The sequence below is a fragment of the Halomonas mongoliensis genome, from assembly GCF_052496345.1.
In genome coordinates this window covers 252992-274508 of sequence record NZ_CP199288.1, presented here as the reverse complement: position 1 = coordinate 274508, position 21517 = coordinate 252992, and the positions used below count along the sequence as shown (strand labels likewise).

General features: G+C 63.5%; 23 protein-coding genes. 12 read left to right on the top strand and 11 right to left on the bottom strand.

What is annotated here, in order from left to right:
* Positions 1 to 15 precede the first annotated feature (15 nt).
* The 7 genes from tviB to ACRYRV_RS01285 all read left to right on the top strand — a co-directional run bounded on the left by tviB (position 16) and on the right by ACRYRV_RS01285 (position 6028).
* A complete protein-coding gene (tviB, locus tag ACRYRV_RS01315) occupies positions 16 to 1293 on the top strand; it encodes a Vi polysaccharide biosynthesis UDP-N-acetylglucosamine C-6 dehydrogenase TviB (protein ID WP_444984204.1) in 1278 nt (425 codons plus the stop codon).
* Positions 1294 to 1634: 341 nt separating this feature from the next.
* Positions 1635 to 2345 carry a LuxR C-terminal-related transcriptional regulator gene (locus tag ACRYRV_RS01310; RefSeq protein WP_309635842.1) on the top strand — a complete coding sequence of 237 codons (711 nt, stop codon included), beginning with the start codon at positions 1635 to 1637 and terminating at the stop codon, positions 2343 to 2345.
* Positions 2321 to 2839: a CsgE family curli-type amyloid fiber assembly protein gene (locus ACRYRV_RS01305; protein WP_309635843.1), complete on the top strand. Its 519-nt coding sequence runs from the start codon at positions 2321 to 2323 to the stop codon at positions 2837 to 2839. Before ACRYRV_RS01310 ends, ACRYRV_RS01305 begins: the two co-directional genes overlap by 25 nt.
* Positions 2840 to 2874: 35 nt before the next feature.
* On the top strand, positions 2875 to 3300 hold the full coding sequence (locus ACRYRV_RS01300; protein ID WP_309635844.1) for a curli assembly protein CsgF: 426 nt from the start codon (positions 2875 to 2877) through the stop codon (positions 3298 to 3300).
* Between the two features lie 43 nt (positions 3301 to 3343).
* On the top strand, positions 3344 to 4180 hold the full coding sequence (locus ACRYRV_RS01295; RefSeq protein ID WP_309635845.1) for a CsgG/HfaB family protein: 837 nt from the start codon (positions 3344 to 3346) through the stop codon (positions 4178 to 4180).
* A gap of 235 nt (positions 4181 to 4415) precedes the next feature.
* On the top strand, positions 4416 to 4895 hold the full coding sequence (locus tag ACRYRV_RS01290) for a hypothetical protein (protein WP_444984206.1): 480 nt from the start codon (positions 4416 to 4418) through the stop codon (positions 4893 to 4895).
* A 119-nt stretch (positions 4896 to 5014) separates the two neighbouring features.
* Positions 5015 to 6028 carry a hypothetical protein gene (locus ACRYRV_RS01285; RefSeq protein ID WP_309635847.1) on the top strand — a complete coding sequence of 338 codons (1014 nt, stop codon included), beginning with the start codon at positions 5015 to 5017 and terminating at the stop codon, positions 6026 to 6028.
* Between the two features lie 90 nt (positions 6029 to 6118).
* Here ACRYRV_RS01285 and ACRYRV_RS01280 read toward each other — a convergent pair whose 3' ends face one another.
* Entirely contained in the window at positions 6119 to 6487 is a 369-nt protein-coding gene (locus ACRYRV_RS01280; RefSeq protein WP_444984207.1) for a hypothetical protein, read from the bottom strand.
* Between the two features lie 531 nt (positions 6488 to 7018).
* On the opposite strand from ACRYRV_RS01280, the gene ACRYRV_RS01275 reads away from it, so the two are divergent.
* Both ACRYRV_RS01275 and ACRYRV_RS01270 read left to right on the top strand, forming a co-directional pair.
* A complete protein-coding gene (locus tag ACRYRV_RS01275) occupies positions 7019 to 7552 on the top strand; it encodes a GNAT family N-acetyltransferase (protein WP_444989152.1) in 534 nt (177 codons plus the stop codon).
* On the top strand, positions 7549 to 8343 hold the full coding sequence (locus ACRYRV_RS01270; protein WP_444984208.1) for a phytanoyl-CoA dioxygenase family protein: 795 nt from the start codon (positions 7549 to 7551) through the stop codon (positions 8341 to 8343). Before ACRYRV_RS01275 ends, ACRYRV_RS01270 begins: the two co-directional genes overlap by 4 nt.
* Positions 8344 to 8355: 12 nt before the next feature.
* On the opposite strand, the gene ACRYRV_RS01265 is transcribed toward ACRYRV_RS01270, so the two are convergent.
* From ACRYRV_RS01265 to leuS, 8 genes are all read right to left on the bottom strand, one after another.
* Positions 8356 to 8784, bottom strand: a complete 429-nt coding sequence (locus ACRYRV_RS01265; protein ID WP_309635850.1) for a DUF488 domain-containing protein — start codon at positions 8782 to 8784, stop codon at positions 8356 to 8358.
* Positions 8781 to 9686, bottom strand: coding sequence for a PA2778 family cysteine peptidase (locus tag ACRYRV_RS01260; protein ID WP_444984209.1), 906 nt, complete (start codon positions 9684 to 9686; stop codon positions 8781 to 8783). The genes ACRYRV_RS01265 and ACRYRV_RS01260 overlap by 4 nt, the downstream gene beginning before the upstream one ends.
* Before the next feature lie 85 nt (positions 9687 to 9771).
* Positions 9772 to 10167, bottom strand: a complete 396-nt coding sequence (locus ACRYRV_RS01255; RefSeq protein WP_309635890.1) for a PA2779 family protein — start codon at positions 10165 to 10167, stop codon at positions 9772 to 9774.
* 166 nt (positions 10168 to 10333) lie between these two features.
* Positions 10334 to 11455, bottom strand: coding sequence for a diguanylate cyclase (locus ACRYRV_RS01250; RefSeq protein ID WP_444984210.1), 1122 nt, complete (start codon positions 11453 to 11455; stop codon positions 10334 to 10336).
* Positions 11452 to 11904, bottom strand: coding sequence for a molybdopterin-dependent oxidoreductase (locus ACRYRV_RS01245; RefSeq protein WP_444989150.1), 453 nt, complete (start codon positions 11902 to 11904; stop codon positions 11452 to 11454). Before ACRYRV_RS01245 ends, ACRYRV_RS01250 begins: the two co-directional genes overlap by 4 nt.
* Positions 11905 to 12080: 176 nt before the next feature.
* A complete protein-coding gene (gene holA, locus ACRYRV_RS01240) occupies positions 12081 to 13133 on the bottom strand; it encodes a DNA polymerase III subunit delta (protein ID WP_444984211.1) in 1053 nt (350 codons plus the stop codon).
* Positions 13134 to 13143: 10 nt separating this feature from the next.
* On the bottom strand, positions 13144 to 13626 hold the full coding sequence (locus tag ACRYRV_RS01235) for an LPS-assembly lipoprotein LptE (RefSeq protein ID WP_444984212.1): 483 nt from the start codon (positions 13624 to 13626) through the stop codon (positions 13144 to 13146).
* 14 nt (positions 13627 to 13640) lie between these two features.
* Positions 13641 to 16223: a leucine--tRNA ligase gene (gene leuS, locus ACRYRV_RS01230; RefSeq protein ID WP_444984213.1), complete on the bottom strand. Its 2583-nt coding sequence runs from the start codon at positions 16221 to 16223 to the stop codon at positions 13641 to 13643.
* 184 nt (positions 16224 to 16407) lie between these two features.
* Between leuS and ACRYRV_RS01225 the strand changes: the two genes are divergently transcribed.
* Complete coding sequence (locus ACRYRV_RS01225) at positions 16408 to 16923, top strand: zinc ribbon-containing protein (RefSeq protein WP_253451233.1); 516 nt, start codon at positions 16408 to 16410, stop codon at positions 16921 to 16923.
* A gap of 14 nt (positions 16924 to 16937) precedes the next feature.
* Here the strand turns inward: ACRYRV_RS01225 and ACRYRV_RS01220 are convergent, their stop codons facing one another.
* Together ACRYRV_RS01220 and ACRYRV_RS01215 are read right to left on the bottom strand one after the other, a co-directional pair.
* Positions 16938 to 18182: a hypothetical protein gene (locus ACRYRV_RS01220; protein WP_444986237.1), complete on the bottom strand. Its 1245-nt coding sequence runs from the start codon at positions 18180 to 18182 to the stop codon at positions 16938 to 16940.
* Between the two features lie 117 nt (positions 18183 to 18299).
* Positions 18300 to 19196, bottom strand: coding sequence for a LysR family transcriptional regulator (locus ACRYRV_RS01215; RefSeq protein ID WP_253451236.1), 897 nt, complete (start codon positions 19194 to 19196; stop codon positions 18300 to 18302).
* A 223-nt stretch (positions 19197 to 19419) separates the two neighbouring features.
* Between ACRYRV_RS01215 and leuC the strand changes: the two genes are divergently transcribed.
* Both leuC and leuD read left to right on the top strand, forming a co-directional pair.
* Positions 19420 to 20847, top strand: a complete 1428-nt coding sequence (gene leuC / locus ACRYRV_RS01210) for a 3-isopropylmalate dehydratase large subunit (protein ID WP_444984214.1) — start codon at positions 19420 to 19422, stop codon at positions 20845 to 20847.
* Positions 20848 to 20850: 3 nt separating this feature from the next.
* On the top strand, positions 20851 to 21498 hold the full coding sequence (gene leuD, locus ACRYRV_RS01205) for a 3-isopropylmalate dehydratase small subunit (protein WP_253451241.1): 648 nt from the start codon (positions 20851 to 20853) through the stop codon (positions 21496 to 21498).
* Positions 21499 to 21517 lie beyond the last annotated feature (19 nt).

The window sequence follows — 21517 nt, the reverse complement described above, 5'->3', positions numbered from 1 at the left end:
AGGGAGGACGCGACGATGAGAGACCTGGAGACGGTTCGCCTGGGGGTGATCGGCCTGGGCTATGTAGGGTTGCCCCTGGCGGTGGAGTTCGGCAAGGTGCTGCCCACGGTGGGGTTCGATATCGATGCGCGACGCATCGGCGAGCTGCGGGATGGTCTCGATCATACCCTTGAGGTAGCGCCGGAACTGCTCACCCAGGCGACCCAGCTGAGCTTCGAGTGCGACGCAGAGGCGCTGCGGGCGTGCAATGTGTACATCGTTACCGTGCCCACCCCCATCGATGCCAGCCGCCGGCCGGATCTCATGCCGCTGCTGCGTGCCAGCGAGCTGCTGGGCCGAGTGGTGGCCCAGGGCGATGTGGTGATCTACGAAAGCACCGTCTACCCCGGCGCCACCGAGGAGGACTGCATTCCGGTGATCGAGAGAGTCTCGGGCCTTGCCTACAACCGCGACTTCTTTGCCGGCTACAGCCCCGAGCGGATCAACCCGGGCGACAAGGCGCATCGCGTGACCACGATTCGAAAGGTGACCTCGGGCTCGACGCCCGAGGTGGCCGAGTTCGTCGATGCGCTCTATCGCCGGGTGATCACTGCCGGCACGCACAAGGCCAGCTCCATCGCCGTGGCTGAAGCCGCCAAGGTGATCGAGAACACCCAGCGCGACATCAACATCGCCCTGATCAATGAGCTGTCGGTGATTTTCAATCGCCTGGCGATCGACACCGAGGAGGTGCTGGAGGCCGCCGGCACAAAGTGGAACTTCCTGCCATTCCGCCCCGGGCTGGTGGGCGGACACTGCATAGGCGTGGATCCCTATTACCTCACGCACAAGGCTCAGCAGGTGGGGTATCACCCCGAGATGATCCTGGCCGGGCGGCGCATCAACGATGGCATGGGGGCCTACGTGGCCAGCCAACTGGTCAAGGAGATGATCAAGCGGCGGCTGCATGTGCAGGGTGCCCGAGTGTTGCTGATGGGGCTGACCTTCAAGGAGAACTGTCCAGACCTGCGCAATACCCGAGTGGTGGACATCCTGGCTGAACTCGAGGATTACGGCGTGGAGGTGGACGTGTTCGACCCCCAGGTGAACAAGGCCGCGGCCGAGGCTGCCTATGCCATTTGCCCCGTCGAGCAGCCGGCGGAGGGCACCTACGACGCCATTATCCTGGCTGTGGCGCACCGTGAATTCCACGAGCTGGGAGGCTGCGCGATTCGAGCATGGGGCAAGGCCGACCATGTGCTCTATGATCTCAAGTATGTATTGCCCAAGGAGGAAGTGGATCTGAGGTTATAATGGTAAGCGATAATAAGCACCCGGACGCCGAAAGACGTGCCGGGTGTTCTTGTATCTGGAGGCAGCATATGGAGAGAAATTTTCATTTCGTAACATGGCGCTCCCGGAATAAAGAAAAATATGCATGTTGCGGCCATCAAGTTGAGGTGATTTCATCGGTCGGCGTAACGTATTGATTATAAATGATTTAATAAAGGGTTAGATTTCTCATCTCTTAAGAGGGATGAAATTAGTCCAGTAACATTCCTTTACGAATCTGAGGGTCGGGTTCATACTTCCTTCCAGTCGATCTGCACAAGAATAGCAACAATGGCTCGAAACCAACCGGTCAGGAGGAGATTATGGACCTAAGGACAGGTAGGGTGGTTTGTGTGACGGAGCATAATCCACAATCGACACTTTTCATTGACTATATCAATAATAAAGCAAGCTGCATTGCCACACTGGCTTCGCCTAGAGACCCGATCAACAGCCTGGATGATGGTACCGCCCTGGTGCTGCTGGATGCGGATCATGTGGAAGAAAGCAATATGCTTAAATGGCATGAAGAGCTTTCAGAAAGAGAGAATGGTGAAGTGGCTGTCGCGGCACTGAATATGCGGGATGAGCAGCATGCTGCTGAGCTCCTTTCTTATATGCACCTCTCAGGAGTGTTTTACAAGGATGATTCGCTTGACATGCTCTGTAAGGGGATAGTGAGGCTTCTGGAAGGGCACTTGTGGATGTCCCGATCACTGATGGGGCATCTGATAGAGTTTTTCAGGAAACAGTCATTGAACTCATACCGTCCTGCCTGTGGCTTGACTCAGAGAGAGCTGGAGATTATCGGTCTTTTAGGAACGGGGGCATCTAACGTCCAAATCGCCGATAGGCTGTTTGTGAGCGAGCATACCGTAAAATCCCACCTCTATAATATATTCAAGAAAATTGATGTTCATAATCGTACGCAGGCCGTTAACTGGGCGAGGAAAAACCTCGGAGCGCCACCACCTAACTTGATGAATAAGATTCGTAGGGGAGTGAAGCAATGCAGCGATACAGCCTCGCGATAATTCTTTTCATTCTGATAATCCTGGGGCTTCCTTCTATGGCAGTTGCCAACCCTCAGCCAGTTGAGGAAGAGCCACAGGGAGAAGTTTCGGTTGAAGATTCCGAAGAAATAATTGAAGAAGCAGGAGTGGCTGAAGAGGAACTGAGTCGGCAGTTCAGGCTTGGGGAGCCAGGTATACAGGGCGTTATCGTTGATCGCACTATCACCATGACGGGAAAGACATTCTATCGACAGTTCAGTCAGCTGAGTCTGGAGCGGGCGATTATAGGCAATGCCAATCTGGCGATACATGAAAGGCCGTCGGCCCGCTGGGGTAGTCAGATCTGGATTACACAAGGCAATAGGATTCTCTTCGAAGCCACCATGCCACCCAGGCTAAGTGACATTGACGACTATGTTGAGGTTGCTATCGATCAGGTTGAGGAGCTCATTATAAGGCAGACCCTGATCGAAGCGCTTGATAGTGATCCTGACCTGGCTGAAGAAGAAATATAGCAACAGGAAGAGATCTTGAACCTAGGAGAATGACAATGAAGGCTAAACAACTCGCCTCCGCTGCACTGGTAGCCGGTATGATGTTGAGTGCCGCCATGACCCACGCAGGAGAGCTTATCTATCGTCCCATTAACCCATCGTTCGGTGGTGACCCGCTGGTCGGTAACTATTTATTGAACAAGGCCCAGGCGCAAGACGATAACACTGATCCCAACGCGCCGGACTTTGGGAGATTTTCAGAGACGGACCTGTTTCTTCAGGACCTAAGGGCCAATCTGGTGAATGATGCAATTCAGGATGCCGTGGACGGAGAAGCGGGACGTACCAGCGTGATCGAGAGTTCGAACCTGAGAGTTCGCATCCAGAGCGCGGGCGGGGGTGGTTTCGTGATGAATATCCTGGATAGGCGTACGGGCGAGCAGACGACAGTGAACTTTGGCCAGTCCTCGGGGCAATTCTGAGCGCCTTCTTGACGGCAAGAGTAAAGGGACAGGGAGATAAATCATGAAACTGATCACGAGCCTAGTGGCAGCCGGAGCTATCACCTTGAGTGGATGTGCCAGCGTGGTGACATCATATGATCACCTGGAGGGGGCACCAGCTACCTTGACGCCACGAACCGGTACCTACAAGGAGCTTACCAGTCTGCCGTCTCCAAGTTCTCCAATATTGGCGGCTGTATACGACTTTCGTGACCAGACGGGCCAGTATCGGCCCTCTCCCGCCAGTACCTTTTCTACTGCGGTGACTCAAGGCGGAGCCGCGATGCTGAGTTCGGCACTGGCAGAGTCTGGCTGGTTCGTACCCCTTGAGCGGGTCGGCTTGCAGAATCTGCTGACCGAGCGGCGCATCATCAGGGCCAACCTGGAGAGAGTCGGCAGAGAAAATGAACTGCCTTCCCTGAATGCGGCTCGGCTCCTGCTGGAAGGCGGTATCATTGCCTACGACTCCAACATGAAGACGGGAGGGGCTGGAGCCGAATACTTTGGTATCGGTGCCTCGGGGCAGTATCAGGTTGACCAGGTGACTGTGAACCTGCGGGCCGTTGATATTTCTACAGGTGAAGTGCTTGGCAATGTAACGACCAGCAAGACGATCTACTCGCACGAACTGCGGGCGGGTGTCTATCGCTTTATCAGCTTCCAGCGGTTACTGGAAGCGGAAGCGGGCTATACCCATAATGAGCCGGTACAGATGGCAGTCATGTCGGCGATCGAGTCGGCCGTCGTCCACTTGATTACCCAAGGCGTCGACCGTGGTCTTTGGTCACTGGAAAACCCCGATGATATCGACCATGAAGTCTTTGTGGCGTATCGAGATGCTACTATACCGATGCTATAAGCAGGGGGGATGTCATAAGTAAGACTCATGACATAAGGAATATTGATGCTTGTGTGCAACGCGCCGGCCCTTGAGGCCGGTTTTTTTGGATCCTGCCTCGCTGGCTTGGCATGAGAGTGAGAGCAAAGAAGGCTGGTTTTTCTGGTCAAGCAAAATGGTCCATTTCTATGATTGCTGACTGTATGTTTTGTGTAAATACTTGTAATCAATCTTGGGCGGGCAGGCAGGTTTTCCGATGAAATCCATGAAATCAACGCTGTGGTTTGCATGTGCGCTAGCAAGTATTCCTGTGATCGCCTCGGCGCAGGATCTCCACCAGGCTTCCGAGCTTTCTGTGGGAAGCAGTTTGAATCGTGTGGAAACCCAGCAACATGGTTATGGCAATGAGAGCACCGTTTATCAGCAGAGTCGCAACAGCGATTCGCTGATTGTCCAGAAGGGGGCCCATAACCGCGCGTTGAGCCTTCAAGTCGGTAACGGTCATGACGCTAGGGTGCTCCAGTTCGGTGGTTATCTCGACGCCAGCATTGTCCAGTTTGGCTATGGGCATGAGGCCAGCATTCAACAGAGTGGCTTCAGGAAGGAAGCCAGCGTGATTCAGGATGGCGTCTATGGAAGCGTGGATGTCAGGCAGCTGGGCAGCTCTCGAGGAACTCCAGTCGAGGTCGTTCAGTTCTCCCGGGGCCAGGCAGCAATTCAGGTAATCCAGCATTAGAGCTCCAAGGTGGATTGCCTGTACATGAAGTCAACCTGACAACAGGTGGCTTCACCTACCAACCTGGCGAATTCCGACCACTATTGCGGCGCCAGGGCAACACAAGAAGGGGATCGATCATGAAGTTCAAGATGACTCTGCTGGCTGCTGCTGTTGCCATGACCAGTGGCTATGCCGTCGCCAACAACAATAGCTCAGCCACGGTCGACCAGGCCGGCTGGGGCAACGACGCCCAGGTCAATCAGCAGTTTGGTGGTGGAAACCAAGACGCCACCGTGACTCAGTCTGGGCTGTTCAACCAATCCGATATTCTGCAGACCGGGACCGGGCAGACTGCCAACCATCTTCAGAATGGCTGGGGTAATGACTCCTACAGCTACCAGACCGGACATGGCAACAACGTCGACGTCACCCAGTTTGGCATGGGTAACACCTCCGAGACCCGCCAGTGGGATGGACGCAACCGCGCGAACGTCGAACAATATGGAAAAGGGAACGACTCCGAGGTCGAGCAGCGCGGCCGTGGGCAGCGCGCCACCGTACTGCAGACCAACTACTACAATGAATCCTACGTTCGCCAGACGGGTAACAACCAACTGGCTGATGTCAGTCAGACCGGCTCCTTCAACAGCTCCTCGGTGAACCACAGCAGCGGTTCAGGTTGGCTGAGCGGCTACAACACGGCGGTGGTATCGCAGAGCGGAAACTTCGGCACTTCCGATGTCGAGCAGTCTGGTTTTGCCAACAATGCCCAGGTTTCCCAGGGTGGCATGAAGAACAATGCCAAGATCAATCAGCTTGGCTCGCTCAACTACTCAGACATCAGCCAGACCGGCACTGGCGACATGGCCAAGACCGAGCAGGTGGGTAGCTGGAACAAGTCGTACGTGGAGCAGGGTGGCTTCTACAACGATGCCGATGTCCGCCAGGATGGCCACTGGAACTATTCTTCCGTTAGCCAGACTGGGGCCTTTGGCGCGGTAACGGTGAAGCAGGATGGTGGTTTCAACTACTCGGCTGTTTCTCAGTCCGGCGGGAGCTTCAACAAGGCTTCTCACACCCAGATCGGCAGTGGCAATACGGCTGTGACCACGCAGGTCGGTAGCTTCAACAATGCCGTGGTGGTCCAGTAACCACTTGTTCGGTGAGTACTCACCACGCGCATGATCTAACCGGCCTCTGAGGAGGCCGGTTTCTTATTAGCGATGGGCCTGTGACTCGCCTCAGTGAGCCGACAGGCGGACTCTGCTGCCGGGGCCGGAGATACGGGAGGTGCTGCGATTGCCCCCTTTACGGAGCTCGATATCGAGACTCCCCTCGCTATCCTGGGTGAGCTCCAGCACGATACGTTCGCCGGTTAGGGTCAGCTGGACAGGCACGGTGTCTTCCAGATGCTGCTGGTGCGTCTCGCCTTGGTCATGAATGGTGAGGATGCCGCTGAACCGCGTTCCCTGCTCGCCGGTGATGTCGAGTTGAATCATGTCATTTTCCCGTTCGCTATGCAGTCCGATGCCCGCCTCGCTGGCAGAGAGGCCGTGATGAGCCGCCGCGATTGCCAGTGCGGCCAGGAGGAACCATCGTCTGGGTATCATGTTGAACTCTCTCGAATGGTTGCGAAGCCTTGGAGATGTTATAGCCGAAATGAGAGATTCGGCCTAGATGAGGTTGCTGCTACCCGGCCAAGGATGGCCTCCCTGCTCGGGGTGAAACTTACCCAACCAGGCACTGCCTGGTGGGTACCGCTCATGATGTCCTGTGCATGGACATCGATACCTCGATGATTGCATTGACTGCAGGGTCAGTAAGGGGACTGAATCAGCTGGCATCAGCAGTATCCTGATACCGTAAAGATGAAGAAAATAGGCGTAGGGTTTCGCTTCCACAGCACCTAGACTGTATATGCACAACTTACAATTGGAAACTATGTTTCTCATGAAACTCCAATGTCCTCGCTGCCAGGGATATGGCGTCTACAAGCTCAAGCAGCAGTGGTGGGAAAGACTACTGCAGAGACTGCTGAGGAGACAGCGCCGGTATCAGTGCGTTGACTGTCAAACTCAGTCAGAGCGGTCACACCTCAACGAGGTGGACTGAACCGAGTGATCGAATGTATAGCGTCGAAGATGGGTAGAACAATGACAAGAGCCATGCTGCTGGAGATGTTGGAAGCCGAGCGTTCTCGAGTCGAGTCAGGCTTTCTCGATGGAGTGGTACTTGATGCCTATGTCGACAAACTTTTGCAACATTCAGAGCTCTTGATTCGATCTCAAGGGGGGCGGTGTCTTGGTGTTCTGGCATTGTATTGTAATAATTGGCGAAGCCGAAAGGCCTTCATTTCTCTTCTTGTCGTATCCCCTGAAGCCCGTGGGCGAGGTATCGCTGTCGATTTGCTGAACCAGGCCTGTCGAACTGTCAGAGCACGAGACTTTCTTTGCCTAGGAATCGAAGTGTCACCAGAAAATCGCGCTGCGCTTGCCTGCTACTCACGTTTCGGTTTTTCGTCATGTGGAATCCGTAATGGCCTTATTTCAATGGAGATGCTCATGCTTCATGATCAGTCAGTCCTTGGTTCCCGATCAGGGCCGGATCTCGGTGCCCAAGGTTTGGGCTCGAGCGGGGAACTCCTGCAGACTGTTGCCCAGGGGGTGTCAGAATGAATCTGTGTAAGCTGGACCTGGAGGCGTGTAAGGCAGCGTTAGCTACCACTGGGCTGATACGCTTTGACGAGGTGCTAGGGCGCGACCAGGTCCTTGAACTGAGAAGGGACTGCTTGAAATGGATTGATATCTGTACCCACTATCAGATCCGCTACGGGATCAATGACGGCGGTGACGGGACTGCCCATCAGGCAGTGGGGCGCGGCGACAGTATCGACCGCTTCTTGGACAGTCATCTGTTTCATGAGCCGCTATCGCTGTTCTTCGATGGGGGGCCCTATGCGCTCAATGCCTGTACCCCGGTAGGTGGATTTCCAGATGCGGCCATCTATGTGCATCGGGTCCATCGCGATGTCGGGACCTTCATTCCAGGGTACCCGCTGCGAATTAACATGCTCGTCATGCTGGACGATTTTACAGAAGATAATGGGGCTACCCATGTGCTGCTCGGGTCCCATCGATATGAGGAGAAGCCCGACGATGAGACCTTCGACAGGGAATCCGAGCAACTCCTGGGAAGGGCGGGAACGGTAGTCCTGTTTAACTCCTATGTCTGGCACCGTGCTGGGCGCAATATCACCGGGGAGAATCGTGTGGCCCTTACTCTAAGCTTTGGCCGTCCCTTCCTGAAGCCCCAGCTGGACTATGCACGAATGCTCGGCGAAGAGTATGGTCAAGGCCTGTCGCCCCTGACACGCCAGGTCCTGGGCTACAACTGCCGCGTGCCGACCAGCCATGCGGAGTGGTACCGCCTGCCTCCCGAGCGCCTCTATCAGTCGGGGCAGGGGTAGGGCGGAGGAAGGTCACTCGCGGGGCGTGAGGCGGTGGGCCAGACAGGGCGGCGAGGCGGGTTCCAGGTCTGCCGCGTCCTCCTCGCGCAGCGCCCGAAGCAGTGCCTCCCGAAGTATCGGCAGGTGGGAGGCCTCGAGGTCTCGCGAGGCGGTGAGAAGCGTGAGCCGGCCGCGGCGGGCGTGGCGCATCAGCGGCACCAGCCGCTCCGGTGCATCGCGCAGCTCGCCGCGATAGCGCACGGCAAAGACGAAGGCGCTGATCTCGCCCTGGTGGTACTGGCGGCGCAGGGTGGGGCTCGGGGAGGCATCCCGGTACCACTCGGTCAGCGCCAGGTTCTCCCGAGGCTTGCCCCTCGGCCAGAGGCGGTCGACGAGCACCCTGGCACCGTCCTCCTCCTCGGCCGCCTGATAGATGCGCTTGATCACGATAGCGTAGCTCATGGGGACGCCTCCTCGATGTCCTCCAGGGCCCGACGGGCATGGGGTTGCCAGTGGCCGGGCAGGGCGGCGGCGCGCTCCAGGGCCTCCCGGGCGCCGGCGGTATCGTCCTGGCCGCGCCTGGCCAGGCCCAGGTTGAGCCAGGCCACGGCGAGCCGGGGGTCGGCGTCCAGGGCCCGCTCGAAGGCCGCGATGGCGCCCCGGGCATCACCGCCGGCATGGCGGGCGTTGCCCAGACCGAACTGAACCATGCCCTGGGCGGGGAAACGCTCGGCCAGCGCCTCCCAGGCGGGCAGGGCGGCCACCACTCCCTGGGCGCGTTCGAAGTCGCTGATCGCTTCCATGGCGCGGTGGGGGCGCGCGCCGACCGGCAGCTCGCCGGGGGGCAGGGCCACGAAGGCCCAGCGCTCGCTGCGCGCCCAGGTGGCGTCGAAGCGGCGGAAGGACTCGATGCGGCGCGGCTCCTCCCCGCTGTGGAGAATGAGCTCGTCACGGTCGAGATCGAAGCCGATGGCCACCGCATAGTGCCACATGGGCCAGGCGGGCAGCGCCAGGTTCTGCATCACCACTGTCGGATGCCCGGCGGCGAGCTCCAGCAGCAGGGCATCCAGGTGGCCGTCGATCAGGAAGGGAATTCGTCCGTGGCGGCGCACCGCGGCCAGCATCTCCGGCTGCACGCTGCCGTCCCGGCCGGGCAGGAAGACCTGGGGTATCAGGGTGTCGACATCCACATCGATGCCGCCGTCATTGAGCACCATGGCAAGCGATGCCGGGCCGCACTGGTAGTCGCGCTGGGCGTGGAAGGGGACCTCATCGAGCAGCAGCTGGCGGGGCAGGGACTGCTCGGTGGACTCGGAGAGGCGCGGCGTGGTAGCACAGCCGGCGACCAGCAGGAGCATCAGCATCAACGCAAGAACGCCCGCGGGGCGGGCGTTCCTGGCTGGTGCTGCCGCCGGCTGCCGGACAGGGCAGTCGATCATGGCACTCCCCTCAGCGGGTGAAGGGGAAGACGTTGGTCAGGCCGAGGATATCGGTGACCAGCAGGATCACGAAGACTGCAAAGAGGGCGCCCACGGCGCTGGCGCCGGCGGGCAGCTGCTCCAGCTGCTCGGCCATCTGGGCGGCCTCGGCGTCGGAGAGCGCCGCGACCCGGGCCTCGACCTCGGCGGGGTCAACGCCCTGGGCGACCAGCTGCTCCTGGACGTCGGTGCGGGTCAGGATCTCCTGGATCCGCTCGCGATCGGCCTGGCCGCGCTCGGCGTTCAGGGCCGCCTGGGTGGTGATCAGGTCGCTGCCGGCGGGGGCCGGGGCGGCGACCACGGGGAGGCTGCCCAGCATCAGGGCGGCGATCAGCAGCGGGCTCAGGTAGCGGCAGAATTTCTTCATCATGTCGGTGTTCCTTCTTCTTCGAATGGGCTTCCGGCTCCTTGATGATCCACGCGTCGCTTCCTGGCGAACGGGTGTGCGTCACGATGATACCGGCACAGTATAGGACGAAATGGTGTGAATTTTCATACCCTTGGTTGCGATGGGACGTGATTCGGCAGAGACCTCAGCCTATTTCGGTGCGGTTGCGCCCTTTGGCCTTGGCCGCGTAAAGCGCCCTGTCGGCCCTGGAGTAGAGGCGATCGAAGGCCGCCTCATGTGCGGCTCCCGTGGCGAGCCCCAGGCTGACAGTAACCGGCTCGGTGACCCTTGGCTGCTCCAGCGGCAGCGTCTGGACCCGCGCTCTTACCCGTTCGGCAGCTTCCATGGCCCCAGGAGCGGGGGTGTCTGGCATCAGGATGCAGAACTCTTCGCCACCCAGTCGGGCGACCACATCTACCTCGCGGGTTTCCTCGCGCAGGGCCTGAGAGAGTGCCTGCAGGAGGCGGTCGCCGACGGGGTGACCATAGCTGTCGTTGATACGCTTGAAGTGGTCCAGGTCGATCAGTACCAGGCTCAAGGGGCGTGTATCCCGCAAGCTGATGCGATATAGCTTGTCCGCTTCCTCGAGCAGGTGGCGGCGGTTATGCAGTCCGGTCAGAGTATCGACACGGCTGAGCTCGGCGAGCCGCGAGCGTTGGCGGTTGAGGCGCAGCAGTGCCAGCATCAGCCCGCCCACTACCAGCAGTACCAGCAGTACCAGGATGCCGATGGCCAGGGTCAGGCGCTCCATGAGAATGCGCTGCTCGGCCGCCGCCTGGTGAATATATTCGTTGAGTTCGCTGTAGGCCCAGGCCAGGTCATTCTCAAGCGCGAGTCCCAGCTCCAGCATCGCTTCGTGGCTGCGGTTCACCATGGCTTCGTCGATGCGGGCCTCGAGCTCGGGCAGGCTGTTATGGACCTCCTGCAGCCGTGCGAGCGGGGTGCGGTAGTACTGTGGGTCGAGCTGACTGTGGGTGAGGCCATGGGTGACCCCTTGGAGGTGCTGCCGGGTGCGCCATAGCATGTTCTCGAAGCGCTCCGCGTCAGGGTTCCATGTGGGCGCGCTCACCGCCAGCAGTTCGCTGCGCAGCAGGCTCGAATGTTGCTGGGCACGGACGACGTCGGCCACCAGTGCGGTGTAATTGGCGCCTACGTGCTGGCGTGCATTGGCCACATAGAGGCCGATGGCCAGTGCACAGAGGCCGACGAGAAGGGTAAAGCAAAGGGCCAGCTGCCAGCCCAGGACGACATGCTGCCGCGGCTTCATGGTGCAATGATGTCGCGGATCGACCAGACCCAGTGGGTCATGCTGGCGGTGCCGGCCTCAACCGCAGCGGCGTCCTCCGGCACGATCAGCAGAGTGGGGCCGAACTCGCTCAGGGTGAGTGGTTCGCCATCGAGTCGCGTTGCCAACAGGAAGCGCTTCTCGCGGCGGTCCTCCCGGGAAAGGAAGGTGGTGTAGTCGTCATGGGCGATGAAGCGAAGCGGCGTCGGTTCATCGAGCCCGTACTCGGCGAGAAAATCATCGAGCCAGACGCCGGTAAAGCGTCCCTTGATGCCCTCGAAGTGGTTCAGGGTGACCTCATAGAGCGGCAGCGTCTCGATATCGGCGCGGCTGACATTCTGCCGCTGTGCGCCATCATGCAGGGTGAGCACCGTCGTGGTGTCCTGAGATGGGGCGAGTTCGCTGGGGCTTGGGGTGCTGGCCTGGGCCATTGGCCCTGTGGTCAGGAGCAGTAATCCGAAGAGCATGGCTGCCAGCAGGGGGGTGGGAGCATGGGGGCGGCACATCGACATAGGCGTGTCATCCGGGCGGTGTTGTGCCTGGCATGTTGGCAGGTGTCGTCAGACGATGAAACACGCAAGATAAACGCTAGGTCGGATGCGGCGGGCTAGCGGTAGGAGGCGGGCATCTCGGCGAGCAGGCCGCGGCCGCCGGCGAGTGTCAGCGCCAGGTCGTGCAGGCCGTCCCAGGGGGGCAGGGCGCCGGCTCCCTTGATGGCGAGGTCGAGGCGCTGGGCGAAGAGCAGCAGCTTGTGCAGGCGCTTCACCGGCAGACGAGAGATGGCCTGCTGGTAGGCGGGGCGGCGCTTCTCGAAGATAGCGGGCTTCTGGGCCTTGCAGGCGTGCTCGAAGCTCTGGCCCTGGTCCAGGTGCTGGTGCAGGGAGAGCAGGGTGCGCAGCTCCCGGGTCAGCGCCCAGAGCACGATGGGGGGCTCCACCCCCTCGCCCCGCAGCCCTGCCATGATGCGGGTCACGCGGATGCGCTCTCCCTTGAGGCAGGCGTCCACCAGGGTAAAGACGTCGAAACGGGCGCTCTCGGCCACGCCGCCGGCCACGTCACGTGGGGCGACCCTGGCCCCCGGGGGCAGCAGCAGGGCGAGCTTCTGCAGCTCCTGGTCGGCGGCCAGCAGATTGCCTTCGGTGCGCTCGCCGAGCAGGCGGGCGGCGTCCAGGTCGAGGTTGAGGCCGTACCTTCCCGCACGGTCCCGCAGCCAGAAGCCCAGCCGCGAGAGGTCCACCGGCCATACCGGGACGAAGAGGCCGGCCTTGTCCAGCGCCTGGAACCAGGCGCTCTTCTGCTGGCGGAAGTCGAGCTTGCCCATGGCGAGCAGCAGCACGTTGTCGCTGCCCTTCAGCTCCTCGGCATAGGCCTTCAGCGCCTTGGCGCCCTCCTGACCGAGGCTGCTGCCGGCCAGGCGCAGCTCGATCAGTTTGGCGCTGGCGAACAGCGAGAGGCTGGCGGAGGCCTCGTGGAGGCGCCCCCAGGCGAAGTTGCCCTCCACGTGGAGAATCTCCCGCTCCTCGATGCCCCGAGCGCGGGCCGCGGCGCGCACGGCGTCGCAGGCCTCCATGTGCTGCAGCGGCTCCTCGCCGGCGACGATCACCACCGGTGGCAGCTTCTTGGCCAGCGCATCGGCCAGCTTGTCGGGGAAGACTTTCAAGAGAGCACCTTCACAGGGCGCGCAGGCGGTCGAGGAGCTGGCGGACGGCGGCGTCGAGAAGCTCCCGGCGGGCCTCTTCGCGCAGCTCCTCCTGGTTCAGCAGGTCGGCGTCGCTCACCGTATAGCGGGTGGAGACCTCCAGGCGCTGCTGGTCGAGCAGGTAGGCGCCATCCCTGGCGCGCTGGACCGAGAAGGGGGCGACGAGGGTCATCTCCTCGTCCCGGGGACCCGAGTCGAGCACGCTGAGGCCGCGGCGGCGGATCTCCGCCTCGCCCAGGTTAAGGCGCAGGGCGGCCCCATCCCGCACCCGGGTGCCGGCGGCCTCCAGGCGCTCCCGGGAGAGGCGGGAGAGTTCGCCGTCCGGGCCGGCCAGGGACAGCTCGTCGAGCACCGGGGACGGGTCGTCGAAGCCGCGCAGGCGAAAGCCGCAGCCGGCGAGTGCCAGGCCGGCGGTGCCGGCCAGGCCCAGGGTGAGAAAGGTGCGTCGCTGCATGCCCTTGGCCCTCCTCAGGAGACCACGATATTGACAAGCTTGCCGGGCACCACGATCACCTTGCGGATCGTCTTGCCTTCGGTGTGGCGCTGGACGTTCTCCGCCGCGAGGGCCTGGGCCTCGATGGTCCCCTTGTCGGCGTCGGCGGCCACCTCGAGGCGGGCGCGCAGCTTGCCGTTGACCTGGACCACCAGCTCGATGGTGTCCCGGGTCAGCGCCGCCTCGTCGACGGCGGGCCAGCGGGCATCGATCACCGGCTCGGCGTGGCCCAGTGCCGCCCAGAGGGCGTGGCAGGCGTGGGGCGTGATGGGAGCGAGCAGCAGCACGCAGGCCTCCACCGCCTCCCGGGCCACCGCCAGCCCCTGGGGCGAGGCGTCGTCGAAGCGGCCCAGGGCGTTGGTCAGCTCCATCACCGCGGCGATGGCGGTGTTGAAGGTGGTGCGCCGGCCGATGTCGTCGCCCGCCTTCTTGATGGTCTCGTGGGTCTTGCGGCGCAGCTCGCGCTGGGCCTCGGTGAGGGCGTCGCGGTCCAGCTCGCCGGGGGTGCCGGAGGCCAGGTGCTCGCTGACCAGGCGCCAGAGGCGCTTGAGGAAGCGGCTGGCCCCCTCCACGCCGGCGTCGGACCACTCCAGGGACTGCTCCGGCGGGGCGGCAAACATCATGAAGAGGCGCACGGTGTCGGCGCCGAAGCGGTCGATCATCGACTGGGGGTCGACGCCGTTGTTCTTGGACTTGGACATCTTCTCGATGCCGCCCATCACCACCGGCTCGCCGTCCTCGATCAGCACGGCGCTGATCGGGCGCCCCTTCTCATCGCGCTGGACCTCCACGTCGGCGGGGTTGAACCACTCCTTGCCGCCGCTGGGCAGCTCCCGGTAGAAGGTCTCGGCGATCACCATGCCCTGGGTGAGCAGGCGCTGGAAGGGCTCGTCGACGTTGACCAGGCCCAGGTCGCGCATCAGCTTGGTGAAGAAGCGCGCATAGAGCAGGTGCAGGATGGCGTGCTCGATGCCGCCGATGTAGAGATCCACCGGCAGCCAGTAGTCGGCGCGCGCGTCGAGCATCGCCTCCATGTTGTCGGCAGAGCAGAAGCGCGCGAAGTACCAGGAGGACTCCATGAAGGTGTCGAAGGTGTCGGTCTCGCGCACCCAGCCGTCGCCCAGGTCCGAGAACTCCGGCATGCGCTTGAGCGGCGAGCCGGTGGCGTCCACGGTGACCTCCATGGGCAGGGCGACCGGGAGCTCCTCGTCGGTGAGCGGCACGGTCTGGCCCTCGGGGCCGTATTTGACCGGGATCGGCGCGCCCCAGTAGCGCTGGCGGGCCACGCCCCAGTCGCGCAGGCGGAAGTTGGTCTTGACCTCGCCGCGGCCGAGCTCGGCGAGCTTGGCGGCGATGGCATCGAAGGCCGCCTCGAAGTCCAGGCCGTCGAACTCCCCGGAGTGAATCAGGGTGCCGTAGTCGTCATGGGCCCCTTGGGAGAGGTCCGGGGCCTTGCCGTCGGCGTCGGCGATCACCGCCTCGATGGGCAGGCCGTACTTGGTGGCGAACTCCCAGTCGCGCTGGTCGTGGGCCGGTACCGCCATCACTGCGCCGGTGCCGAACTCCATCAGCACGAAGTTGGCCACATAGACCGGCACCTCGCGACCGGTCAGCGGATGCACCGCCACATGGCCGGTAGGCATGCCCTTCTTCTCGCGGGTGGCGAGCTCCGCTTCGGAGGTGCCCCCCTTGGCACACTCCTCGCAGAAGGCGGCCAGGTCGGCGTTACTCTCGGCGGCGGCCTTGGCCAGGGGGTGGCCCGCGGCCACCGCCACATAGGTCACGCCGAACAGGGTGTCGGGGCGGGTGGTGTAGACCGCGAGCGGCTCGGCCTGGATGCCGTCGGCGTCCTGGATGTCAAACGAAAGCTCGATGCCGCGGGACTTGCCGATCCAGTTGCGCTGCATGGTCTTGACCTGCTCCGGCCACTCGATGGTGTCCAGGTCGGCCAGCAGCTCCTCGGCGTAGTCGGTGATCTTGAGGAACCAGAGCGGAATCTCCTTGCGCTCCACCAGGGCCCCGGAGCGCCAGCCGCGGCCGTCGATCACCTGCTCGTTGGCGAGCACCGTCTGATCCACCGGGTCCCAGTTCACCGTGGACATCTTCTTGTAGACCAGCCCCTTCTCCACCAGCCTGGTGAAGAACCACTGCTCCCAGCGGTAGTAGTCCACGTCGCAGGTGGCGAACTCGCGGCTCCAGTCGTAGGCGAAGCCCAGCGCCTGGAGCTGGTTGCGCATGTAGTCGATGTTGGCGTAGGTCCACTCGCCCGGCGGTACCCGGTTCTGGATGGCGGCATTCTCCGCCGGCATGCCGAAGGCGTCCCAGCCCATGGGCTGCAGCACGTTCCGGCCCTGCATGCGCTGGTAGCGGGAGACCACGTCGCCGATGGTGTAGTTGCGCACGTGCCCCATGTGCAGCTTGCCGCTGGGATAGGGGAACATCGACAGGCAGTAGAACTTCTCGCGAGTGGCGTCCTCCACTGCCTTGAAGCACTGGTTCTTCTCCCAGAACTGCTGGGCGTCGCGTTCGATCTCTTGGGGCTTGTACTGTGCGTCCATCGCTGTCTACGGGTACCTTGCGGGTCAACGGGGCTTGTCCGGCGTCGGGGTCTGGGGCGCTTTGTGCGTCAAGACGTTGAACTACCGGCAGGAAGTCGTCTAAATGGTAGGCAAGGATACCCCAGCACGGCCCGGCCCGGCTATGCCCGGTCCTGCCGGCACCCCTCAGGAACAGGAGCAGATCATGAGCGATTCCCACCAGCCCCATCAGGAGCACCGCCTGCGCGAAGGCTACGAGCGGATGCTCGAGCGCCTGCGGGAGGGGGCCCACGAGCTCACCTGGGAGAACCTGCAGAAGGAGCTCGACGAGGCCGTGGAGTTCGAGGCGGAGCTCGAGGAGTTCACCAAGGATGAGCTCTCGCTGCTGCGCGCCTGGGTCGAGCGCGACCTCAAGAACATGCGCCGCTACCTCAGCGCCGGCGGCGAGAGCGTGGCGACCTGGCTCGGCATCGACCTCTCGGCGCTGTCGCGCAAGGTGAGCGAGTCGCTGCTCTCCATCGCCGACCGCAGCGTGGTAGAGCGCGAACGCTTCGAGGAGGACCTGGAGGCGGCCCAGGCGGACTACTGCGAGGGCGAGATGGCGGTGCCCGGCCGCATGGCCTGCGTGCACTGCGATGCCGAGGTGGACCTCCCCGAACTCACCCGCATCGAGCCCTGCCACCAGTGCGGCCACCGCTACTTCCGGCGGGTATCGCAGTAGGGCGCCTCTGGCCGTCAAAGCCAGGCGTCGAGCAGGATGATGGCCCCTACCACCAGGGCCGAGAGGGCGGCGGCGTAGCCCAGGTTGTGGCGCATCATCACGCCGCCGCTGATGCCGTAGCGCCCCTGCAGCGAGAGGTTGATGCCGGAGAGCGGCCCGACGCTGGTGCCCACCGCCCAGGCGGCCAGTGCCACGAAGGCGAACAGCGTCTGGCGGCTGCCGGGCAGCTCCAGCATGGAGGCGAGCACCGAAACGCCGATGATGGGGTGCAGCCCCGCCACGGCGCTGGCCACGATGGCCAGGAAGCTCAGCGCCGCCTGGGGAGCGCCGAAGTGCTCGAAGAGGGTCCACTGGCTGCCGGTGACCGCGGCGATAAAGGCCGAGAGCCCCTGGGTAAGCAGCCCCGCACAAAGGAATAGCGAGATCTCGCCGCGCATGGCCGGCAGCCGCTCCAGGGCGTGGCCGCGCACCCGACGCAGGGTCCAGCGCGGCCCCCGGGGCAGGTTGCTGGCCAGGGCCACCGCCGGCAGCAGGAAGGTGATGATGCTCACGATGGAGAGCGAGGGCGTCAGTCGATAGTGAAAGAGCAGCACCAGGACGGCCATGGCCACCGGCATCATGAGGCTCCCCGGCGAGAGCGAGTAGCCGGGCACCTCGGCGAGTGCAAAACGCCGCGACAGGTCGGCCAGCGACAGCGCCCCCGCCGCTAGCCCCAGGGGCAGCCCCACGGCGAGCACGCTGGCGAAGCGCATCTCCGGGGCCAGGGTCATCACCACGCCCATGGAGGCGAAGAAGGGCGACCAGAGGGCGGCGCTGGAGAGGCCGCGATTCAAGGCCAGCAGCTGGGGTAGCGAGAGCTCGCCGTGGCGGCGCAGCCGGTCGCCCACCATGAACACCGTGGAGAGGTTGAGCACGGCGCCGAGCAGGTGCACCCCGAGCCAGGTGCCGGCGGTGCCGCGCCGCCCGGTGACGGCGCTGCCCGGCAGCGGCGCGTGGCCTCGCCGGCTGCCGATCAGGCCGATGAAGCTCACTCCCACCAGCATGGCCACCACATAGCTGTTGCCGTCCAGGATGCCGAGCCAGGCGATCTCGGCGTCGAACACCAGGGCGGCGGCCAGCAGCAGAACCAGGCCGGTGCCGGCCAGGGCGCCGGCCTGGAGGCGGTTGCGCCGCCCCAGGTCTCGCCACAGCAGCACCACCCCCAGCCAGAGGGAGAGGCTGACCGCCCCCAGCGCCACCGGCAGCCCGGCCAGGCGCATCACCTGCAGGGCGAGTCCGGTCAGGATCAGGCCGCCGGCCAGGGCGTGGCGAAGGGAGGGCGATGGGGCAGGGGGCAAGGTGCAGGCTCCAGGCTCAAATGTGAGCAGTCTAACGACTCACCCGGCGGCTGTCTTCGCCGCCGGCTCCCGGGCCGCCTCCAGGGCCGCGAGCATGGCCCGGGCGGCGTTGGAGAGGGTGCGGCTGCGGTGCACGAGATAGCCCAGGGGGCGGTGGATGGGCGGATGGTCGATGGTCAGCTCGTGGAGCTCGCCGGCCACCAGGCGCTCGGGCAGCAGGCTCCAGCCCAGGCCGATGGCGGTCATCATCTTGAGGGTCTCCAGGTAGTTGGTGGAGAGCGCCACCGGCAGGCGCAGGCCGGCCGCGGCAAAGCGCGCCTCGATCAGCCCCCGGGTGAAGGTGTGGGGGCCGGGCAGCACGGCGTCGTGGGCGCACAGCGCCTGCAGGGAGGGGCGCGGCAGCGCGGCCAGGGGATGGTCGGGGGCGCAGACGAAGCAGAGCCGGTCGACCCAGATCGGCACCACCTCGAGCTGCGGATCCGGATGGGGCGCCAGGGTCACCACGGCGATCTCCAGCTCCCCGTCCAGCACCCCCTGATAGGCCTCCTCGGAGTCGAGGAAGTGCAGATCCAGGCGCACCCCGGGGTGGGCCCGGGTATAGGCCTTGAGCAGGGGCGGCAGGCGGTGCAGGCCGATATGGTGGCTGGTGGCCAGCGTCAGGCTGCCGGCCACGTCATGGCTCAGGTTGCCCAGGGCGCGGCGGCTGTCGTCCACCATCACCAGTATCTGCCGGGCCCGGGGCAGCAGCACCCGGCCCGCCTCGGTCAGGCCAATGGCGCGGCCGATGCGGTCGAAGAGCCGCGCGCCGATCTGGGCTTCGAGGGCGGCGATGCGCTTGCTGACCGCGGGCTGGGTCAGGTGCAGCTGCTCCGCCGCCCGGGAGAAGCTGCCGCTCTCGGCCACCGCCAGGAAGGCCTGCAGGCTCTGGGTATCCATGGTGCCTCCATTGTCCTATTCCCATAAGGAATGCAATCCATAAATAACATGAATTGATTTTATGGGCGAGGGGCGGGAAACTGACGTCAAGCATCGAGCAGCCAAGGCTGATCTTCATTACAGGTGAGCGCGGCGCCGGGAAAAGCCGCCTCTGGAGGTGCCTCACGGGACCTCCACGACCGATCAGATAGAGCACAGGGCGCAATCGCCCGGGAGAAACGATATGGCAGGCCAGACACTCTACGACAAGCTGTGGTCGCAGCACCTCGTCAAGGAGCGCGACGACGGCACCGCGCTGATCTACATCGACCGCCACATGCTCCACGAGGTCACCTCGCCCCAGGCCTTCGAGGGCCTGCGCCTGGCGGGCCGCAAGCCGTGGCGCCTGGACGCCAACCTGGCGACCACCGACCACAACGTGCCCACCACCCTGGAGGAGCGCGCCCAGGGCAACAAGGGCATCAAGGATCCGGTCTCCCTGATCCAGGTCCAGACCCTGGATGACAACTGCGACGAGTTCGGCATCACCGAATTCGGCATCAACGACCCGCGCCAGGGCATCGTCCACGTGGTGGGCCCCGAGCAGGGCGCCACCCTGCCGGGCATGACCGTGGTCTGCGGCGACTCCCACACCGCCACCCACGGCGCCTTCGGGGCGCTGGCCCACGGCATCGGCACCTCCGAGGTGGAGCACGTGCTGGCCACCCAGTGCCTGCTGACCCAGAAGATGAAGAACATGCAGGTGCGCGTCGAGGGTGATCTCGGCGTGGGCGTCACCGCCAAGGACGTGGTGCTGGCCATCATCGGCAGGATCGGCACCGCCGGCGGCACCGGCTACGCCATCGAGTTCGCCGGCAGCGCCATCCAGAGCCTCTCCATGGAGGGCCGCATGACGGTCTGCAACATGGCCATCGAGGCCGGTGCGCGCGTCGGCCTGATCGCCGTGGATGACACCACCATCGACTACGTCGCCAACCGCCCCTACGCCCCCACCGGTGAGCAGTGGCAGGCGGCCGTGGCCGACTGGCGCGGCCTGGTCTCCGATGCCGACGCCGAGTTCGACCAGGTGGTGGTGCTCGACGCCGCCGAGATCGAGCCCCAGGTCAGCTGGGGCACCAGCCCCGAGATGGTCACCGGCATCGGCGGCGAGGTCCCCGACCCCGCCGAGCAGGCCGATGAGACCCTGCGCAACGGCTACACCCGGGCGCTTGAGTACATGGGCCTGTCCCCCAAGCAGAAGATCACCGATATCCGCCTCGACAAGGTCTTTATCGGCTCCTGTACCAACTCGCGCATCGAGGATCTTCGCGAAGCGGCCAAGGTGGCCCGCGGCAAGAAGGTCGCCGACACCATCAAGCTCGCCATGGTGGTCCCGGGCTCCGGCCTCGTGAAGCGCCAGGCGGAAGAGGAGGGGCTCGACCGCATCTTCATCGAGGCGGGCTTCGAGTGGCGCGAGCCCGGCTGCTCCATGTGCCTGGCCATGAATGCCGACAAGCTCGGCGCCGGCGAGCACTGCGCCTCCACCTCCAACCGCAACTTCGAGGGGCGTCAGGGCTACGGCGGGCGTACCCACCTGGTCAGCCCGGCCATGGCCGCCGCCGCCGCCATCGCCGGCCATTTCGTTGACGTCCGCACCCTTGAGGAGGCCTGAGCCATGAAGAAGTTCGAACGCACCGAAGGTCTCGTCGCGCCCCTCGACCGGGCCAATGTCGACACCGACCTGATCATTCCCAAGCAGTTCCTGAAGTCGATCAAGCGCACCGGCTTCGGCGTCAACCTCTTCGACGAGCTGCGCTACCTCGACGAGGGCTATCCTGGCCAGGACTGCTCCAACCGGCCGCTCAACCCCGATTTCGTGCTCAACCAGCCTCGCTACCAGGGCGCCAGCGTGCTGCTCGCCCGCCGCAACTTCGGCTGCGGCAGCTCCCGTGAGCACGCCCCCTGGGCGCTGGAGGACTTCGGCTTCCGGGCGGTGATCGCCCCGAGCTTCGCCGATATCTTCTACAACAACGCCTTCAAGAACGGCATCCTGCTGATCACCCTCCCCGAGGAGACCGTGGACCGCCTGTTCAAGGAGGTGGAGGCCAGCGAAGGCTACGCCCTGGACCTTGACCTGGAGAACCAGCGCCTCACCACGCCCGCCGGCGAAGTCATCGAGTTCGAGGTGGACCCCTTCCGCAAGCACTGCCTGCTCGAGGGCCTCGACGATATCGGCATCACCCTTAAGGACGAGGAGGCGATCCGCGCCTTCGAGGCCAAGCACCGGGCCGCGCGCCCCTGGCTGTTCCGCGACTCTGCCTGAATAAGGGCCTTAACAAGGA

Bases quoted from the DNA above. Each gene is read 5' to 3' on its own strand.
- tviB (WP_444984204.1), top strand. From the start codon at position 16: ATGAGAGACCTGGAGACGGTTCGCCTGGGGGTGATCGGCCTGGGCTAT.
- ACRYRV_RS01300 (WP_309635844.1), top strand. From the start codon at position 2,875: ATGAAGGCTAAACAACTCGCCTCCGCTGCACTGGTAGCCGGTATGATG.
- ACRYRV_RS01260 (WP_444984209.1), bottom strand. From the start codon at position 9,686: ATGCTGATGCTCCTGCTGGTCGCCGGCTGTGCTACCACGCCGCGCCTC.
- ACRYRV_RS01305 (WP_309635843.1), top strand. From the start codon at position 2,321: ATGCAGCGATACAGCCTCGCGATAATTCTTTTCATTCTGATAATCCTG.
- ACRYRV_RS01255 (WP_309635890.1), bottom strand. From the start codon at position 10,167: ATGAAGAAATTCTGCCGCTACCTGAGCCCGCTGCTGATCGCCGCCCTG.
- ACRYRV_RS01225 (WP_253451233.1), top strand. From the start codon at position 16,408: ATGAGCGATTCCCACCAGCCCCATCAGGAGCACCGCCTGCGCGAAGGC.
- ACRYRV_RS01250 (WP_444984210.1), bottom strand. From the start codon at position 11,455: ATGAAGCCGCGGCAGCATGTCGTCCTGGGCTGGCAGCTGGCCCTTTGC.
- ACRYRV_RS01275 (WP_444989152.1), top strand. From the start codon at position 7,019: ATGGGTAGAACAATGACAAGAGCCATGCTGCTGGAGATGTTGGAAGCC.
- ACRYRV_RS01270 (WP_444984208.1), top strand. From the start codon at position 7,549: ATGAATCTGTGTAAGCTGGACCTGGAGGCGTGTAAGGCAGCGTTAGCT.
- ACRYRV_RS01245 (WP_444989150.1), bottom strand. From the start codon at position 11,904: ATGGCCCAGGCCAGCACCCCAAGCCCCAGCGAACTCGCCCCATCTCAG.
- ACRYRV_RS01295 (WP_309635845.1), top strand. From the start codon at position 3,344: ATGAAACTGATCACGAGCCTAGTGGCAGCCGGAGCTATCACCTTGAGT.
- ACRYRV_RS01215 (WP_253451236.1), bottom strand. From the start codon at position 19,196: ATGGATACCCAGAGCCTGCAGGCCTTCCTGGCGGTGGCCGAGAGCGGC.
- leuC (WP_444984214.1), top strand. From the start codon at position 19,420: ATGGCAGGCCAGACACTCTACGACAAGCTGTGGTCGCAGCACCTCGTC.
- ACRYRV_RS01265 (WP_309635850.1), bottom strand. From the start codon at position 8,784: ATGAGCTACGCTATCGTGATCAAGCGCATCTATCAGGCGGCCGAGGAG.
- ACRYRV_RS01280 (WP_444984207.1), bottom strand. From the start codon at position 6,487: ATGATACCCAGACGATGGTTCCTCCTGGCCGCACTGGCAATCGCGGCG.
- ACRYRV_RS01310 (WP_309635842.1), top strand. From the start codon at position 1,635: ATGGACCTAAGGACAGGTAGGGTGGTTTGTGTGACGGAGCATAATCCA.
- ACRYRV_RS01235 (WP_444984212.1), bottom strand. From the start codon at position 13,626: ATGCAGCGACGCACCTTTCTCACCCTGGGCCTGGCCGGCACCGCCGGC.
- ACRYRV_RS01220 (WP_444986237.1), bottom strand. From the start codon at position 18,182: ATGCGCCTGGCCGGGCTGCCGGTGGCGCTGGGGGCGGTCAGCCTCTCC.
- leuS (WP_444984213.1), bottom strand. From the start codon at position 16,223: ATGGACGCACAGTACAAGCCCCAAGAGATCGAACGCGACGCCCAGCAG.
- ACRYRV_RS01290 (WP_444984206.1), top strand. From the start codon at position 4,416: ATGAAATCCATGAAATCAACGCTGTGGTTTGCATGTGCGCTAGCAAGT.
- leuD (WP_253451241.1), top strand. From the start codon at position 20,851: ATGAAGAAGTTCGAACGCACCGAAGGTCTCGTCGCGCCCCTCGACCGG.
- ACRYRV_RS01285 (WP_309635847.1), top strand. From the start codon at position 5,015: ATGAAGTTCAAGATGACTCTGCTGGCTGCTGCTGTTGCCATGACCAGT.